This window comes from Acinetobacter cumulans, assembly GCF_003024525.3.
Lineage (GTDB): Bacteria > Pseudomonadota > Gammaproteobacteria > Pseudomonadales > Moraxellaceae > Acinetobacter > Acinetobacter cumulans.
The window spans coordinates 103,600-120,955 of sequence record NZ_CP035936.1; the positions used below are offsets into that span (position 1 = coordinate 103,600).

The 17,356-nt window shown below is 39.2% G+C and carries 15 protein-coding genes and 2 pseudogenes; 8 read left to right on the forward strand and 9 right to left on the reverse strand.

Annotation, left to right across the window (positions count from 1 at the left end; translation table 11 throughout):
• Positions 1 to 47: 47 nt before the first annotated feature.
• The 3 genes from gatC to gatB are packed head-to-tail and all read left to right on the forward strand — an operon-like array spanning position 48 to position 3,368.
• Positions 48 to 362 carry an Asp-tRNA(Asn)/Glu-tRNA(Gln) amidotransferase subunit GatC gene (gene gatC / locus C9E88_RS16895; RefSeq protein ID WP_106984448.1) on the forward strand — a complete coding sequence of 105 codons (315 nt, stop codon included), beginning with the start codon at positions 48 to 50 and terminating at the stop codon, positions 360 to 362.
• A gap of 52 nt (positions 363 to 414) precedes the next feature.
• Positions 415 to 1,893 (forward strand): Asp-tRNA(Asn)/Glu-tRNA(Gln) amidotransferase subunit GatA, encoded by a 1,479-nt coding sequence (gatA, locus tag C9E88_RS16900; protein WP_106984447.1) that lies wholly within the window; start codon positions 415 to 417, stop codon positions 1,891 to 1,893.
• On the forward strand, positions 1,893 to 3,368 hold the full coding sequence (gene gatB / locus C9E88_RS16905; RefSeq protein WP_106984446.1) for an Asp-tRNA(Asn)/Glu-tRNA(Gln) amidotransferase subunit GatB: 1,476 nt from the start codon (positions 1,893 to 1,895) through the stop codon (positions 3,366 to 3,368). Before gatA ends, gatB begins: the two co-directional genes overlap by 1 nt.
• A 29-nt stretch (positions 3,369 to 3,397) precedes the next feature.
• Here gatB and C9E88_RS16910 read toward each other — a convergent pair whose 3' ends face one another.
• A complete protein-coding gene (locus C9E88_RS16910) occupies positions 3,398 to 4,570 on the reverse strand; it encodes a hypothetical protein (protein ID WP_106984445.1) in 1,173 nt (390 codons plus the stop codon).
• Positions 4,571 to 4,906: 336 nt separating this feature from the next.
• On the opposite strand from C9E88_RS16910, the gene C9E88_RS16915 reads away from it, so the two are divergent.
• On the forward strand, positions 4,907 to 5,524 hold the full coding sequence (locus tag C9E88_RS16915; RefSeq protein WP_106984444.1) for a hypothetical protein: 618 nt from the start codon (positions 4,907 to 4,909) through the stop codon (positions 5,522 to 5,524).
• Positions 5,525 to 5,768: 244 nt separating this feature from the next.
• On the opposite strand, the gene C9E88_RS16920 is transcribed toward C9E88_RS16915, so the two are convergent.
• The 4 genes from C9E88_RS16920 to sbmA form a co-directional block, all read right to left on the reverse strand.
• Positions 5,769 to 6,161: a lysozyme inhibitor LprI family protein gene (locus C9E88_RS16920; protein WP_106984443.1), complete on the reverse strand. Its 393-nt coding sequence runs from the start codon at positions 6,159 to 6,161 to the stop codon at positions 5,769 to 5,771.
• Positions 6,162 to 6,306: 145 nt separating this feature from the next.
• Positions 6,307 to 6,822, reverse strand: coding sequence for a hypothetical protein (locus C9E88_RS16925; RefSeq protein WP_106984442.1), 516 nt, complete (start codon positions 6,820 to 6,822; stop codon positions 6,307 to 6,309).
• Positions 6,823 to 6,911: 89 nt separating this feature from the next.
• Positions 6,912 to 7,865, reverse strand: a complete 954-nt coding sequence (locus tag C9E88_RS16930; RefSeq protein ID WP_106984441.1) for a hypothetical protein — start codon at positions 7,863 to 7,865, stop codon at positions 6,912 to 6,914.
• Between the two features lie 316 nt (positions 7,866 to 8,181).
• Positions 8,182 to 9,378: a peptide antibiotic transporter SbmA gene (gene sbmA, locus C9E88_RS16935; RefSeq protein ID WP_106984440.1), complete on the reverse strand. Its 1,197-nt coding sequence runs from the start codon at positions 9,376 to 9,378 to the stop codon at positions 8,182 to 8,184.
• Positions 9,379 to 9,963: 585 nt separating this feature from the next.
• Here sbmA and C9E88_RS16940 point away from each other — a divergent pair.
• Positions 9,964 to 10,158 (forward strand): hypothetical protein, encoded by a 195-nt coding sequence (locus C9E88_RS16940; protein WP_106984439.1) that lies wholly within the window; start codon positions 9,964 to 9,966, stop codon positions 10,156 to 10,158.
• A 663-nt stretch (positions 10,159 to 10,821) separates the two neighbouring features.
• Positions 10,822 to 11,238: pseudogene (locus C9E88_RS17575) on the forward strand (guanosine-3',5'-bis(diphosphate) 3'-pyrophosphohydrolase); the annotation flags it as partial.
• 563 nt (positions 11,239 to 11,801) lie between these two features.
• On the opposite strand, the gene C9E88_RS16950 reads toward C9E88_RS17575, so the two are convergent.
• Genes C9E88_RS16950 through C9E88_RS16960 form a run of 3 tightly spaced genes read right to left on the reverse strand, consistent with a single transcriptional unit; the run spans position 11,802 to position 13,965 of the window.
• Positions 11,802 to 13,415 (reverse strand): PepSY-associated TM helix domain-containing protein, encoded by a 1,614-nt coding sequence (locus C9E88_RS16950; RefSeq protein ID WP_106984437.1) that lies wholly within the window; start codon positions 13,413 to 13,415, stop codon positions 11,802 to 11,804.
• Between the two features lie 6 nt (positions 13,416 to 13,421).
• Complete coding sequence (locus tag C9E88_RS16955) at positions 13,422 to 13,712, reverse strand: hypothetical protein (protein ID WP_106984436.1); 291 nt, start codon at positions 13,710 to 13,712, stop codon at positions 13,422 to 13,424.
• Positions 13,678 to 13,965 (reverse strand): hypothetical protein, encoded by a 288-nt coding sequence (locus tag C9E88_RS16960; protein ID WP_106984435.1) that lies wholly within the window; start codon positions 13,963 to 13,965, stop codon positions 13,678 to 13,680. Before C9E88_RS16960 ends, C9E88_RS16955 begins: the two co-directional genes overlap by 35 nt.
• Before the next feature lie 207 nt (positions 13,966 to 14,172).
• Between C9E88_RS16960 and C9E88_RS16965 the strand changes: the two genes are divergently transcribed.
• A protein-coding gene (locus C9E88_RS16965; protein WP_223155595.1) for an IS3-like element ISAba14 family transposase occupies positions 14,173 to 15,305 on the forward strand; the annotation gives its coding sequence in 2 pieces (ribosomal slippage) (positions 14,173 to 14,425 and positions 14,425 to 15,305; 1,134 coding nt in all).
• A 61-nt stretch (positions 15,306 to 15,366) separates the two neighbouring features.
• Here the strand turns inward: C9E88_RS16965 and C9E88_RS16970 are convergent.
• Positions 15,367 to 15,615: pseudogene (locus tag C9E88_RS16970) on the reverse strand (amino acid transporter); the annotation flags it as partial.
• Between the two features lie 316 nt (positions 15,616 to 15,931).
• Between C9E88_RS16970 and C9E88_RS16975 the strand changes: the two are divergent.
• Positions 15,932 to 17,287 carry an alanine/glycine:cation symporter family protein gene (locus tag C9E88_RS16975; protein WP_106986439.1) on the forward strand — a complete coding sequence of 452 codons (1,356 nt, stop codon included), beginning with the start codon at positions 15,932 to 15,934 and terminating at the stop codon, positions 17,285 to 17,287.
• The last annotated feature ends 69 nt before the right edge of the window (positions 17,288 to 17,356 follow it).

Genomic DNA, 17,356 nt, shown 5'->3' on the forward strand with positions numbered 1-17,356 from the left:
ATAAGCCTCGATATTTTGAATTTTTTTAATACTGATTAGGTAATGTTATGTCTACAACGGATGCACAGCATTCTGCAGATCTCAATGCACAAACAGTTTCATCGATTGCCCATCTGGCTCGATTGTCGCTAGATGACACGCAATCTGCTGAATATGCTCAAAGTTTAAATAAAATTTTAGGCATGATGGACACCTTAAAAGGTATCAATACAGATGGTGTTGAACCATTAAAGAGCCCATTTGATCATCCACAACCATTACGTCAAGACGTGGTATCAGAAAGCAATCATCGCGATGAATATCAAGCAGTTGCGCCAAGCGTGCAAGAAGGCTTGTACCTTGTACCTCGCGTAATTGAGTAATTTCCGATCAAACGCACTATTGTTTCAAATTAAACGTAAAGAAATATTTCTCATGACAGATTTACATCGCTTATCAATTCGTGAATTGTCTGAAGGTTTGGCGGGCGCTAAATTTTCTTCACGCGAATTGACCGAACATTATTTAAAACGCATTGAAAAAATCGATGCTCAAGTCAAATCATACGTGACCGTCACTGCGGAACAAGCACTTGCACAAGCCGATGCTGCTGATGCTGCCATCAAAGCGGGCACTGCATCTGTTTTGACTGGTGTTCCAATTGCGCACAAAGACATCTTTTGTACCCAAGGCATTAAAACCACAGCTGGTTCTAAAATGCTGGATAATTTTATCTCTCCTTACGACGCAACCGTTGTAGCGAAAGGTAAAGCTGCGGGCCTTGTCACTTTAGGTAAAGTGAACATGGATGAATTTGCAATGGGTTCAACCTCTGAAAATTCATACTACGGCGCAACTGCTAACCCATGGAACTTAAGCCATGTACCAGGTGGTTCATCTGGTGGTTCTGCAGCGGCTGTAGCAGCTGACCTCGCACCGTTTGCCACAGGTACAGACACAGGCGGTTCAATCCGTCAGCCTGCATCTTTCTGTGGTTTGACAGGTCTTAAACCAACTTACGGTCGTGTATCACGCTTCGGTATGATCGCATACGCATCATCTTTAGACCAAGGTGGCCCAATGGCGCGTTCGGCTGAAGACTGTGCTTACCTCATGAACGTGATGGCAGGTCATGACGCGAAAGATTCAACCTCTGTTGAAAAAGACGTCGACAACTATGTTGCGAACTTAAACGGCACATCGGTAAAAGGCTTACGCATTGGTATTCCTAAGCAATACTTTAATGTAGCTGGCTTAGATGCTGACGTAAAAGCACGTGTTGAAGAATCTCTGAAAAAGCTTGAAGAAATGGGCGCAATCTTGGTTGAGATTGATCTCACCATGACGGATGCTTATGTTCCAACCTATTACCTGATTGCGCCTGCTGAAGCATCTTCTAACTTACAACGTTTTGACGGCGTACGTTATGGCTACCGTGCAGAAAATCCAGTTGATTTGATGGATCTTTACAAGCGTTCACGCTCTGAAGGTTTTGGTAAAGAAGTTCAACAACGTATCTTGATTGGCACCTATGCGTTATCAGCTGGATACTACGATGCTTATTATGTGAAAGCACAAAAAGTACGTCGTTTAATCCAACAAGATTTCTTAAAAGCATTTGAATCTGTAGATGTGATTGCTGCCCCTGCTGCCCCAACAACTGCGTATAAGATTGGTGCAAACCTTTCTCCTGTAGAAATGTACTTAGGCGACATCTACACCATCGCAGTGAACTTGGCAGGTCTTCCTGCGATCAACGCGCCTGTTGGTTTTGACAAAGACAACTTGCCTGTTGGCTTACAGCTGATTGGTAACTACTGGTCAGAATCTCAATTGTTGTCTGTGGTGCATCAGTACCAACAAGCAACGGATTGGCATACTAAACGCGCTGCGATTGCTGAGGAGAATGCATAATGGCTAAGAACGCTGCTAAACCAAAATCTAACCTGATTGATGGTTGGGAAGTCGTTATTGGTATTGAGATTCACACTCAGCTTGCAACCAATACTAAAATTTTCTCAGGTTCATCCACTGTATTTGGTCAAGACCCAAATACACAAGCGAGCCTTGTTGACCTTGCAATGCCGGGCGTATTGCCAGTATTGAACAAAGAAGTGGTTGATCTTGCAATTCGCTTTGGTTTGGGTATTGATGCTTACATCGACCAAGCTTCTGTATTTGCTCGTAAAAACTATTTCTACCCAGATTCTCCTAAAGGCTACCAAATCAGCCAAATGGACAACCCGATTGTGGGCTTGGGTCATATCGACATCCAGCTTGAAGACGGCACAGTAAAACGCATTGGCGTTACCCGTGCGCACCTTGAGGAAGATGCAGGTAAATCAATCCATGACCAATTTGAAGGCATGTCAGGCATCGACTTAAACCGTGCAGGCACACCTTTACTTGAAATCGTATCTGAACCAGATATGCGTTCAGTTGAAGAAGCGGTTGCCTACATTAAAGCGATTCACACGCTGGTACGTTGGTTAGGCATTTCTGACGGCAACATGGCGGAAGGTTCGTTCCGTGCTGACTGTAACGTGTCTTTACGCCGTCCGGGTCAACCTTTTGGTACACGTTGTGAGTTGAAAAACCTCAACTCATTCCGCTTCATTGAACAAGCGATTAACGTTGAAATCGAACGTCAAATGGAAATCCTAGAATGGGATGGCACAATTGACCAAGAAACGCGTTTATTCGACCCTGTGAAGATGGAAACACGTTCAATGCGTTCGAAAGAAGAAGCGAACGATTACCGCTACTTCCCAGACCCTGACTTGTTGCCTGTTATTATTGCAGATGCACAAATTGAAGCAGCTCGTGCTGCGTTACCTGAGTTGCCTGCTGCACGTCGTGCGCGTTTTGTCGCTGACTTTGGCGTGACTGAGTACGATGCACACGTACTTACGCTTACTCGTGAAATGTCAGAGTTTTATGAAGACGTAGTAAAAGCTGCAGGCGGCGCTGCGCAAGGTAAAGTGGCTGCGAACTGGGTGATGGGTGAATTCTCTGGTGCTTTAAACAAAGCGAGCCTAGAACTAGCGGATGCTCCTGTAACAGCAGAAAAACTTGGTGGCATGATTGCACGTATTGTGGACAACACAATTAACGGTAAGATTGCGAAGCAAGTATTCGGCTTTATGTGGGAAGAAGGCAAAACTGCGGACGAAATTATTGCTGAAAAAGGCTTGAAACAGGAAACTGATACAGGCGCAATTGAAGCAATTATTAAAGACGTACTTGCAGCTAACGAGAAGATGGTTGAAGAGTATAAATCTGGTAAAGAGAAAGCCTTTAACGGTCTTGTTGGTCAAGTAATGAAAGCAGCGAAAGGTAAAGCCAACCCTGCTCAAGTGAATGAATTGATGAAAAAATTGATTGGTTAATCTGACCTTTCTCTAAAAGAAAACCCGCTTTAGAGCGGGTTTTTTATTTTTTCAATAATTTCTTTAATGTTGGCATTAATCTCTTCTACATGATTAAAAAACTGTTCTGATAAGTTTTCTCTAGCAATTTTTGACTCAATGATTTTATGATCGGCTTCTGTTCTATCTTTTTGTAAAAGACGTACTGCTTTAGTTAATTTTTTTGAAGATCCTATTTTTTCTTCAAACAATCCTAATAACTCTAACTTACTAATATCTCGTCCTGATTCATATACAAAATCCTTATCTAAACAACCTTTATTCTTCCTAAGAAAATCTTTTAAAGTTTTCTGATTAATATTATCTGGCCCGACTAATTTAAAGAGTTCACTACAACTATCAAAATAAGATTTTTGAGTATTTTCGACTGGAGGACGGCAATAAATATTTTGTACTTTATTAAAAATCTTATTCTCAAACAGTGAATTTAATGACTCTAAGTTGTTAGTTAAGTCTGATAATTCATCAGTATAGTTCACCCATGCACCTTCATAATTTCTATTAAAGAATTTTTCATAGGCTTCGTCATTAGGGAGAAAATCTAATTCATGGATATTAAGCTCGTGCGAATGCCAATATCTTTGTTCAAATTCACTCATGTTAGCCAAATCTTTATATATGGCAACAATGGCTGATTTTCCATTTGCTAATGTTTTTCTACCATGTCTAACATGGATATATCTTTCTTCAGGCGTTTCTTCAGAACAAATATAGATATGCCCACCTGATCTAGAATCATTGAGTTCATAATATTCAGGATAATCAAAATATCGAGCTAATACAGATTCATCAAAAAGTACCTGTGATAACTGATGAGCTCCTAGATATAATCTTTTCTTATACTCTGGAATACTTTTTCTAACTAAATCACTAGAGTAAAAAAATTCTTCTAGCATCTGCTTTGAAGGAAAATATATATGCACCTTAATCGGAGTAAATTCAAACTCTCTCGTTTCTGAGTCTATTGATATTTGAGACAATTCGACATTTGCATTGATAGTCCCATAATTCTCAGCTACTAAATCTTCCATAGCCCCCATGACAATTGAATTATCAATTTCAATTTTATTTGCTATTTCCGAACTAGCTGTTCCACCAAATGATTTATTCCAATTTTCTATGGAAATTTTCGCTATTTTTCTCTTAATTATGTTCAAGTCCATTATCCCTACCTAGCTAATATGCTGATAAAATATTTTCTAAATATAATTGCTTAAACAGATAAAACACATCACATAACCAAACAAAATTATTTTCTATAGCAATGTTTAAAAACTTAGGACACTTCTAATTTTCAGATCTATTCTTTATGCGTGACTAATACCCTCATCCCCCGCCTTCTCCCAGAGGGAGAAGGAGCTTCCATTGCTAATTTAACACCGTTATGGATTCTGTAATAGAAATTACCACTCTTTTAAAGAGAGGGTTAGGGAGAAGTAAATATTTAATTTTCATAAATTTAATAATAAAATCAGTCTAAACACTTAGACTAAAACAACATGACCATCAAAAAAGTATCCTGTATCGCCAAACTTGAAGACTTAGGACGCATCCAACTTTCAAAGTCTTTCTTTATGCGTGACTTTCTCTATAGTGAAATCGCAAACTGGTATGGTGTACCCAACTTCCCCGACCATCCCGAAAAAGCAATCTACACAGGTACACAACTGTGCGAGCAACTGCTCGAACCATTACAAGAAAAGTTTGGACGTATCGCTATTCGTTCAGCATATCGCTCACCAAGCGTCAACCAACTTGGCAATGAAAAAGGGCATAACTGTGCAAGCAACGAAAAAAACTTTGCCAGTCATATTTGGGACTATCCCGATACTAATGGCTATGGTGCAACGGCTTGTATCGTTATTCCTTCACTCATAACTTTAATTGAAAAAGATCCATATAATTGGAAGCAGATTGCATACTGGATTCACAATCACTTGCCGTACAGTCGTCTCGAATTCTTTAAAAAAGAAAATACGTTTTGTGCATTCAATATTGGTTGGCATGAAAAGCCGCTTAAAGAAATCAATAGCTATGTGACGGGATCGAAAGGCAAGCTGAAAGTAACACATGACCCAAACCTAGACTATGAAAAGTTGTATCCTGATTTACTGTGATTCCCCCCTTGCGAAAATGCTTCTCATCCCAATGGGCGAAAGAGTGTCACGTAATTTCTTAGATACGTGAAATTCCCTCTCCTTCTAGGAGAGGGTTAGGGAGAGGTTTTATTAGCTCCCTCTCCTGAGCAAGATTTAAAGCACTGCTTTAAATTGCAGCGCAAGTGAAGGCTAGGGAGAGGTTTTAGAAAATAATTAATGTGAGCGAGTTTTAAACCCCCATCCCGCAAAGGAGGGCTAATCATTAATACTTTAAAAAATTCTCCAACTCATCTGCCCTTTCCGCTGTCATATCCATAAAACAGCCAGCACTCATTACACGAACAATTGAACCGCCATCAGGGTCATAATAAAACTTACAGTTCGCATCCCGATACTTCATCCATAAACGCTGTGTATCTTGTAGCTCTTTTTTACGTGTTGCGCTTAAGGTATTCATCAAATTTTTATAAGCCTTATTCAAGCGCACATCTTGCCGTTTTGTTTCTGCTGCTATGCACTCCACCATGCTTGCAGTCACACCGCCAGCTTTGTCCATACAGCCATTAAATTGCTTACTTAGATTACGCTCACCTGCCTGCCCCATTTGCATAAAACCAAAAACACATAGCAACGAAAACATGATTTTCTTGAACATAGCGCTCTCTATTCTTTTCATTTTATTTTGAAATATTTATAGCCTTAAAGCCTTTATATAAACTTAGGCACCACAGCATTTCAAACTCACTTCAAAATACTGTGGCTCACTAGATAATCAATCAGATTAAGCTTTAGCAGTAAACTTAACGGATCACGCCCAACTTATTAAACAATTCAGGCGTTAAAAATGTCGTCACCAATTTATTTAAATCGATATAACGCACAACACCTTTTAGCTGATCTTTCACTTCAGGGGTTTTTAAAATTTCTTCACCCGTAATACTGCCTAACTCTTGAAAACTTTCACCTACCGCCTGAAGGCCTTCAGCTTTAATCACCGCTTGTGTTTGCGCAGAGCATTGCTCAGTCAAAATTCGTTGCAAAGTTTGCGCTAAGTTTTTATCTAACTGTGTACGCTGTTCTTCATTCACATTACTAAATTTTTTTAATTCTGGATGCGCCGATAACGCCACAAAAGTCCATTGCAATACCGCAGTTTTATCTGCAGCTGTGGTGGACTTCACTAAGCACTGACTCAACTGGTCTACAGTTTGCCCTGCATTCGCCACTTGCATGCCCGTCAGCATAGTAAAGGCCATAATAGCCGAGCAAATTAAACCAGAGCGTTTATTAATTTTTTGATTTACCACCAATGCCATGTGCTTACTCCAAAACGAAAACAGCCTAGTTGTACCACATTGGCAGAACTAGGCTGTTATTACTCTTGTAAATATTTAAAGCAAGTCACTTACATTTGACTCAGCATGTGCTTTGCCCCTGGATGATTATAATTTGTAGCAAGGTTTTGTAGTACACGTTTGGCTTGTCCTTTAGCATTTGGAAAGCGCGAGTTATAGCTTGAAATACTGGTTAAGCAACGCGCCACCAGCATGCCAGATTCAGTATAAATACGAGTACCGTCGGTGCCTTGTTGTTTGCCGTAGTTATAAGCCAACTGTGCATTGTTACATGCGTTATTTAAATTTTTACCGCTGTTAATATCACGGCGTGCAGCCACATATAGCTTCATCTGCTGTTGCTGTGAACTGTCAATAACACTCGCTCTGATAGGTTCTACTACAGAGGTTTCTTTTTTCTCTGCTGGCTCTTTAACTTCCTTCGTTTCTTTTACCAAGCTCGCTTTTGTAGCGATGGCTTTGGGTGTTGCTACTGGTGTTTTTTTAGTATTGGCTATGCTGAGCCCGGTATTTTTATAAAATTGTCTGGCTTCGCTGGCACTCATGAGCTGTACATTTAAGCGAATAGCGCGTGCATCGGGATATTGCGTTGAACGTACATCCGCCGTAGGTTCAATCGACACAATCCAGCTATTACTCTGCTGGCATTGATACGCACCAATTGCCTGTTTTACATTAGGCTCATTGTTCAAGCTGGTTTTAGTTTTAGTATTTTTGATATTGGCCAAATTACTTTTGTGCAATAGCGTAAAATGCCCACCATTGGCATGGCAATACTTTGCCAGCTGTGCACGGGGTATGAGTGATTGTGGCTCGGCCTGCTTATTGGCACGTCCCCATGCATATACGTAGTCTTGATCGCTTAAACGATTTTGCGTAATAAACTGCTCTGCAGATGTATAACGCGTCATTGGGTCTGCTCCCAAAGAATTCATCGTGGCGCAACCATGCAGTAGCATACTTGCACTACCAATCACTACCAAAGCTTTAGCTTTCACAGCCATCTACTCACTTATGATGGAACGCTAAATTTAAACGAAGTAGCCTAAAAATTCAATCATAAGTATTTGTTTTAAAAGTTATTTTTATATGAACGGCGTACTGTTTTTATTCCCAAAAAGCGACATAACCTACGCTTTTTAGCACAAAAATAGACTTGGCTAACGCTTCTGTTCAAACTTTTCAATTAACATTCAATCCTCTACATGCCGACCTACATTTACTGCGTATACGTTTTACGACCAACCTTAAGCTAGAACAGATCGTTTCAAAAAAAATCCCGCGTAAAGCAGGCTAAATTTATCATGCAATCAATTAAGCTTATTTATCGAGTGTCGATTCAAATGCTTTTAAACGCTTATAAATAGACAATAATTCAATAATCGTGGGCCACGATGAAATTAAATATTGAAACGATTCGCGTACTTTGCCAAATACATTACTAATCTGCATCATTAAACCCAAAGTAATCGCACCCGCAGCAATACTTGGAAACAACACGAATAAACCATAGAGATTATCTAACTGCATATACCAAATACGCACTAAATTAAAATAAGCATAATGGAAATATAATCTGAAATAGTTAAAGCGTACTTTACTAAAAAGCTCTTTCAGCGTTTGTGGATCGGCACGGTTTTCATAGTCTTCTCCATAGACCAATTCTTTACGGTAAGCCGCTTCTACTTTCTGATTATTAAACTCAAGGCCAGGCAGTTTATAACCTACTAACATTAAAATGACTGTACCCAAAACCGCCCACGAAATCGCAGCCCACACCAAGGCGTAGGGTATTTCACCTACAATAGGTAATGCTTTCACATGTGAAGATAAACTCAGCAATACGGGTAAAAAAGCCAACAGGGTCATGAGTGCTTCAACCAAGCTTACCCCTAAACTTTCAACAGTTTTGGCAAAACGCATGGTGTCTTCTTGAATACGCTGTGATGCCCCTTCAATATGGCGTAACTGTTCCCAATGTGCTGTGTAATAATCATTCATTGCAGTACGCCAGCGAAATACATAATGGCTCACAAAGAACAGATTAAATACAGCTGTGGTCACATACACCATCGCCACATACAAAAAAGTCAATACGCCACTATAGAGCTGGTTAACATCACCGCCACCACTACTGAGCATTTTTTGAATCAGGTCATAAAATGGGTTATACCATGCATTGACCACAACACTCATTTGCACACCAAACCAGATGTTAAACAAGATAAAAGCCGATCCCCAAACAGACCAAGCCTGCCATGGATTATTTGATTTCCATTTCCAAAACAGCGCAAATAGCGCAGTGGAGATAAAAAACCATAAATAAAACCATAAAAATGAGGCTGTCCAAAAACGACTAATTCCAATTGGAAGCTCTGCGGTGGCATAACCTTCTGCAAAACCAAGATAACTTCCCCAGCTTTCGCCACCGCTATACCAAAGGGCTAAATTGATGACAAACCACAGAATAAGCGATCCAAAAAACCATTTTGGATTTGGAAAAAAAGACTTGAACATAAGCGAATAAAGTTCCTTTTATTATTGCTCTTAGCATAGGGGCTGATCATAAAGCTTAAATCAAATTTTTATTATGATAATTTCAGTATTTTGATGATTCGTTTGTAAAAATTAAGTCTATTTTCAGTTCCATCGTATTTGCTTGTGACTACATATCCCAATAAATCTAGCCAATCCCTACAAGTAAAAACAGACATCCATTGCAAGCAGTACAAAGTAAACTATTTTCCTACAGTTCAATTCAAGCCTTTTTTACTTTTCATAGTCTAACAATCTGTTTTTGCTCAGCTCGTTTCGCTATGGGCAACCTAAAAACCAGCCTCTTTGATTATATTTATACGCCTACAACGATTATTTTTATAACCCCCTATAAAATAGCAATAAATATTAAATTCTAAAAATATTTTTATAAAATCATTGTTTAAAATATAACTCAAGAATGATCACAATTATGTATTAAAGTATGACCAAATTATTAAGCTGTTTTTATTTTATTGAACTATCGCTCAATATTTACAAAAATGGTTAAATAATAAAAATTATGTTATGCTTATTAAAAATACAACACCACTCGGGGAGGTATATATGGAAAACCTTGTCATTGAATTGCTTAAACCTGTGACACTTAAAAAAGAAAACTGTAACCCAATGATTTTTGAATCAGGTACAGTACTTAAAGTGATCATGCATACACCTGAAGGCCTATTGGTATCTGATGATTCGAACTTTAACTTCACCATTTCAATGAAAGACCAAAACACGATTTGGCGCGAAATTTAAATTAAAACTGTATTGCTGTATCTTTCATGAGCTTCCCCCAAAGCTCCACACACTCAGGTACAGCATTCAGCGTTTTATCCACATTCTAAAAAGGATTTAACTTGTGATTGAGTTAAACAGATTTATCAGCTCTCCCTACGGTCTAGTAATCCATTCCAGTTATACATCAAGTTATTTTGCGTGATTTAGAGAATTAATCAGTCACTCAAAATACATCTATATTTCTTATATACTGCGAAATAAGATTAAAGCAGATGACTTATTACCATATTTTGGCAGGCCTATATTTTTTGTATTGGTCTAAACTTTCACATCGACACATTCTTATTTCTATCATTATTATTTTCTTTAAAATCTAAAACGCTATCTGACATCATTACACCAAATGATCTGTAGCAGATCATTTTCATGGATATGCTTTGATCCATGGCCAAGGGAATAATAAAAACGTCAAGCTATGTCGCTTCACGCTTTAAAAATAAAACCCATCTGTTAAAATATGCATATAAAGCAAGCTGTTGCTAGTAATAGAAAGCACAAAGTTCTGCTTTTCTCTTATTCAAACCATAAAGTTTCATCTGCTTAATTTTTTTTAAAAAACCACAGAATAACAGCCATATCAAGCAACAACTTATTTTGTGAATCACACGCAGGAGTGATGATATTTCTAGTTTAGAACTGGCCATTACACTGGCAAAACAACACCATGCGACTCAAGTAGATAAAGCGGGCCAACCTTATATTGAGCATCCAATGCGAGTGATGCATCAAGTTGAAGGCACTGAGGCTAAAACCGTCGCCATCATGCATGACTTATTAGAAGATACTTCAGTCCGTACCAATGACCTGATTGAATTGGGCTTTGAACCAGAAATTTTGCAGGCACTACTTGCGCTTACCAAACAGCCACATGAGAACCGTTTTATAGCAGCACAAAGAACCAAGCAAAATGCTTTGGCATGTAAAGTGAAACTAGCCGATCTGGCAGATAATATGAACTTATCGCGCTTAGGCACGATTCAAGCCAAAGACCTTGCCCGACTCGCACAATACAATATTGTGAAAGCTCAATTACTCGAAGCAGATCAAATTTATGGTTGTATTCAAGCTTTGAAGCCAAGCACGGACTACCCTGCTTTTCACTATTCAACACGAGCACAAAACTATCAATATTTGTTAAATTTGATGTTTGATCAGACTGTTCCCTACTTAGCTCAAGAATGGTGGATTTTATTTGAAGATGCCTCACAGTATTTAAGCTGGTGTAAGCGTCATCAGCAACCTGCTGAACTGTCTTATTTTTTAGCATTAATTCATTGTACGGATCGCGTATTTTTCGATGGTCAATTTGTGGATGCACATTACCATGCTGTATTTAAACGGATATTTGAGCAATTTCAGGTGGCTATACTTGAGCCATAAGCCTTAGTGCCAAAGCATAAAAAAGTTTAAATCAGGCGCTTAAAATCAACTGCCAAATACCCCGCCCTCCCTTTCAAATCGGTTTGATTCAACTGCATGTATGAGCATATACATTCAAACAATTTAGAAAGGGATGATGATAAAAATACAGGTGTGTAACGATTCTTTAATGCTCACAATTGTGTGGGCGCTCACGGCTCATCCGCAAACGCTTGATCTAATTACAGCGACGTTTTAGACCAAATCGCACCTGCCTCCGCGTTGTATTGTCGTATCTTGGCTTGTTGATAGAAGCGTAAAAATGCCAATGCAAACACGATAGTGATTAAATCAATCCACCATAAAGTCATAGGGGTTGAAGCGATCAAACTAATTATAAAACTTACAGGTGCAACTAAGCTTAAAACTATAGCAATAGCCAATAACAACTCAGGTAATGCTTTGGCCGCGCCCACCATAAAACTATAGACCAGGCTGAAAATAAAGATCAGGTAATAACTATAGACCAGAAGATGGTTCATACTTTCTAAGCCTAAATTCGCCAAACTGCCCCAGCGTCCAATCGCCATACTAACCACAACCGCAAACACACAGCCCAAACATGCACCAATGCTTAAATTTGCAATAAAGCGCACATCTTTACGTTGTTGTACTGGAGCAAGTTGTGGATTTTTTTGACGTTTAATCCGCGACTCAATCCATAAAATATTGCCTGAATAAAATAAAAATGCCCCGCCGATCCCAAAGATAAAATACAGCCAACGAGTCAAGTCGCCACCATAATTACCAAAGTGCAAACTAAACATAGAGCGAATTACTTGATCCATCGCGGTGGCATGCGTATTTAAATTATTGGTTCTATACGGCTGAGTTTGATAAGGATTAAACATCATTACATCAAAGCGATCGCCACGCAGCATTTGCTCTGAGCTGTACAAATTGACACGTGCCGAAGCTTTCTCTGGTTTATCCAAGTTATTAAAGCTGATGGAGCTAATTTGATATTCAGGTGCTTGGCGCTGAATATTGGCAAAGATTTTTTCTACATTTAAGGGCTCGACAGGTTCAACCACTTTCATTGCGGGTGGACGTGCAGATAAAGGCTTATCTTTTGAGACTAAGCCACCAATCGCACCATAAATAACATCGTGATAAGCAAAAGCAATAACTGTCGCGCAAATTAAAATATGAAAAGGTAAACTGGTAATACCAATAACATTATGGGCATCAAGCCAAAAGCGCTTTTTATTTTTCCCTGCCCGAATGGCAAAATAATCTTTCACCAAAGTAGGTAGCAGTACAATTAAACCTGTCATTAAAGCTAAAAAGTACAAAACCGAAACAAAGCCCATGACATACATACCAACGGTATGATCGCCCAAAGTACCTGGAATACCTGCTGTTTCATGTAGTTGTTCAATGAGCCAACCCAACTTGGATAAGTTTTCCTGCTCAACATGCAAAGTTCCATCTTGTTCTAAAGTTGCCAACATCGCATTTTGATGCAGATCAATACTATGCTCATCATTTTTGACTTCAGTTGTGGCTTTCCATTGCATTGGCGCATAGTGAAACTCTTTAGAGTCGAGATTCAACTGAAAACTTTTCAGAGTTTCAGGATGCTGTGCTTGTACTTTTTCAACCAATTCATTGTATTGATGCGTTTCAATAGTATTTAAGCTTTGCGCTGGTGGTGTCACCCATCGACTGATTTCATGTTGAAACATGCTCAGCCCACCCGCAAAAAAGCAGATGAATAATAAAATGCCAGATGTAATCCCCACCCATGTATGTAATTCTTTGGCATGGCGAATAATATCGGTACGAACTTTCACAATGATTTATCCTCGAAACGCCAATAAAATGCCATAGGCTATACAATTCAATACGCTATAAATTAGAACAGCTTGCCAACCTTTGGGAATAAAATAAGCAATAAATACCAAAGGCAAATACAGCCAAGGTACAGACCACATGCCCAGTTGTGGCGCTAAGGCTTTGTCTAAATGCTGAAGTCCCCAAATCGTAATAAAAGATGCACCTGCAATCGATAGGCTTAAACCTAAAATCCAGCCTGCAAAGCTTTTCGACCACCAATCAGCTTGGATTTTTTGTTGAACGAGAAATTTCATGCGGGATATTTTTCTTAAATAAAGCAACAAAAGGAATTAATGACCAGACCACCAGTAGCGTCATGAGCCACATATACACGGCAACCAGCTTAAGCACAGACATCAACAGAAAGATGAGCGACACTAAAATTAAGCTAAGCCCAATATATAAATGGTGTTTGCGAAGTGACTGCTGGAGTAGATTTTGATGGCGATGGCTGAAATACAATAACAAGCACCCCATCATACAGAGAATGACAGCAAGGATTTTCATGGATCTAAACCCTATGGAGAGAACGAGTGATGTCAAAACAGTAAGGGTTGATATAGACATGAGACAGCCACTTGGGGTGACTGTCTCATGCCAATTTTAATAAACCCTAAAGGCTTAAAAGAGATGGATCCGTAAATTTGAACAACTCCTATAAGTGATATTCTGCTCCTCAAATGATGTTATAAACATCAATATATGGAGTATTTTATGGCACGTAGACCAAGAAGAAATCATTCAAATGATTTTAAAGCTAAGGTAGCACTTGCTGCGATTAAAGCAGAAAAAACACTTGCTGAATTGAGTGCTGAGTTTGATGTTCATCAAAACCAAATTATTGACTGGAAAAATCAATTGATCTCAGCTTCCTCGCAAGCTTTCGATCAATCAAAAGCTCCAACAGAACCACCCATCGATCTAAAAAAACTACATGCAAAAATCGGTGAGCAGGCATTAGAAATTGATTTTTTAGAAGGTGTGTTGAAGAAACTGGGCCGCTTCAACCACAAAAGTTAATCGACGACTCACTTCAGATTTCAGTATCTAAGCAAGCTAAGCTGCTGAAAGTCTCCCGTGGTTGTTATTACTATCGCCCAAAACCTGTGAGTGCATCAGATCTGAAGCTGATGCGATGTATTGATGAATTACATATGCAATATCCTTTTGCAGGCAGTCGTATGATGCGTGATTTGTTGAATCGTCAAGGACATCATATAGGACGACGTCATACACGTACTTTAATGAAGAAAATGGGTATTCAGGCGTTATATTGCAAACCAAATTTAAGCCAGGCTAATCAAGCTCACCGTAAATATCCATATCTGCTCAAAGGATTGGCTATTCAGCGCAGTAATCAAGTGTGGTCTACGGATATAACGTATATCCCTATGGCAAAAGGCTTTGTTTATTTATGTGCTGTGATTGATTGGCATAGCCGCAAGGTACTTGCGCATAGAGTATCGATTAGTATGGAGGTGGATTTTTGTATTTCGGCTTTAAATGAAGCGATTGAAAAATATGGTCGACCTGAAATATTTAATACAGACCAAGGCAGCCAGTTTACCAGTGATGCATTTATTGATGTATTGAAATCAAATGGCATTCAAATCAGTATGGATGGTAAAGGTCGATGGGTAGATAATGTGATGGTTGAACGATTATGGCGGAGCGTTAAATATGAAGAGGTGTATCTCAAAGCTTATAGCAGTGTCACAGATGCGAAAAAGCAATTAAGTGCATATTTTGAGTTTTATAATTTGAAACGACCTCATTCGAGTCTAGACAAAATGACACCAAATGAGTTTTACTATGATCAGCTACCCCAACAAAACAAGGTGGCTTAACTAGAGCGGAATATCACTTATAAATACGCTTTTAGTTGTTCAAACAAGTGGGACCACCTCTAAATGACTTGTACTGCAAGTTAGATAACAAAAGTTCACCTAATGCTCGCATGACCAAAAAGACCATGAAACCAATGATCATATAGATCACCAGTATAGATGGACCTGCCAAACTAATTGTTTTACCAGAGCCCATGAATAAGCCCGTACCAATCGCGCCACCAATTGCAATTAATTGGAGATGTCGGTTAGACAGACTACGTTGCAGATCGCCATTTTCAGCTGGCGAACTATTATTTTGGTGATTCATTCTTGATTCAATTTTGCTGTCCAATCGGCACAAATTAACTTAATTGATTAAAAAAATACAAAATTATTTTCGCTTGATCTGTATTTTCGGATTAATTGCTGTATTTAATTTATTTTTCTTATATACAAAGTATAAATATTACACTAAATATAAGTAGTGACATCAACGCATACATCAATATAAAAACTTGAAAACATGAGTAATAAAAAAACCTCCTTGCCTCAAAAAGGAATTAAACACTGGAAGTTTCGACTAACTGGCATAGCACTTGCTTAATGCAAGCTTAAATAACCTAGATGGGATGGATAAGAAAAATATGCAAAACTTACAAAATTTTATGGAGACCCTAAGCGGATTAGTCTGGGGTCCTTACATGCTCGTACTGATTGTCGGTACAGGTGTGTTCCTCACATTCCGCTTATTATTTTGGCAATTCCGTATGTTGCCATTGGCTTTCAAACAAGTCTTTGGTAAACATCCCAAAAAACATGAAGGTGATATTAGTCAATTTGCCTCACTCATGACGGCCCTTTCAGCCACGATTGGTACGGGTAATATTGCAGGTGTTGCTACAGCCTGCGTACTTGGTGGCCCTGGTGCTGTATTTTGGATGTGGATGACCGCGCTATTTGGTATGGCCACTAAATACGGCGAAGGCGTATTGGCAGTTAAATTTCGTATAAAAAATGAAAAAGGTGAAATGTCTGGTGGCCCGATGTATTACATCGAGCGTGGACTAGGCGCTAAATGGAAATGGCTGGCAGTACTTTTTGCGCTGTTTGGTACCTTGGCATCCTTTGGTATTGGCAGTTCCGTGCAATCTAACACTGTGGCATTAGCGGTTGAAAAGAGCTTAGGCATTAGTACACTTACCACAGCGATTATCATTACTGCTTTCTCTGCCTTGGTCATTTTAGGTGGTATTAAATCAATTTCAAAAGCGTCTTCGGTGATTGTTCCTGTCATGGCGATAGGCTATGTGTTAGGCGGTCTCATCATTATTGTGAACAACCTAGAGCTGGTTGTCCCTGCACTAAAATTGATCTTTACTTATGCATTTACAGGTGAAGCGGCCGCAGGTGGCGCAATCGGTGCTGCAATTCGCTATGGTGTTGCACGCGGTGTATTCTCAAATGAAGCAGGTATGGGTTCTGCGCCCATTGCGGCAGCAGCAGCACAAACTGATCATCCTGCACGCCAAGGTCTTGTATCTATGACAGGTACATTCCTCGATACAATTGTTGTGTGCTCAATCACTGGTATTGTTTTAGTCATGGGCTTTATTATGGCTGGCAATTCGTTTGGCGATCAAACCGGTGCTGTCCTCACGATTAGTGTATTTGACAAACTCCTACCAGGTTTTGGTGGCTGGGTGGTGACCTTTGGTATTATTTTCTTCGCCTATTCAACGATTTTAGGTTGGAGCTACTATGGCGAAAAATGCTGTACTTATTTATTGGGTGATAAATCCATCTTAATTTATCGTCTTATTTATATCGCATCTGTCTTTGTAGGCTGTGTGGTGACCCTTGATTTGGTTTGGTTATTTGCAGATACCTTTAATGGACTTATGGCTGCACCAAACTGTCTCGCACTGTTACTCCTTTCGGGCATTATTGTGAAAGAATCCAAAGACTTTATTGAACGTCGTAAAAACGGTGAACTGTACTAAAACAAAGTCTACCGCTCAAAAAGCCACACATTTGTGTGGCTTTTTTAATGTGTCCATGAGCATCCAAAT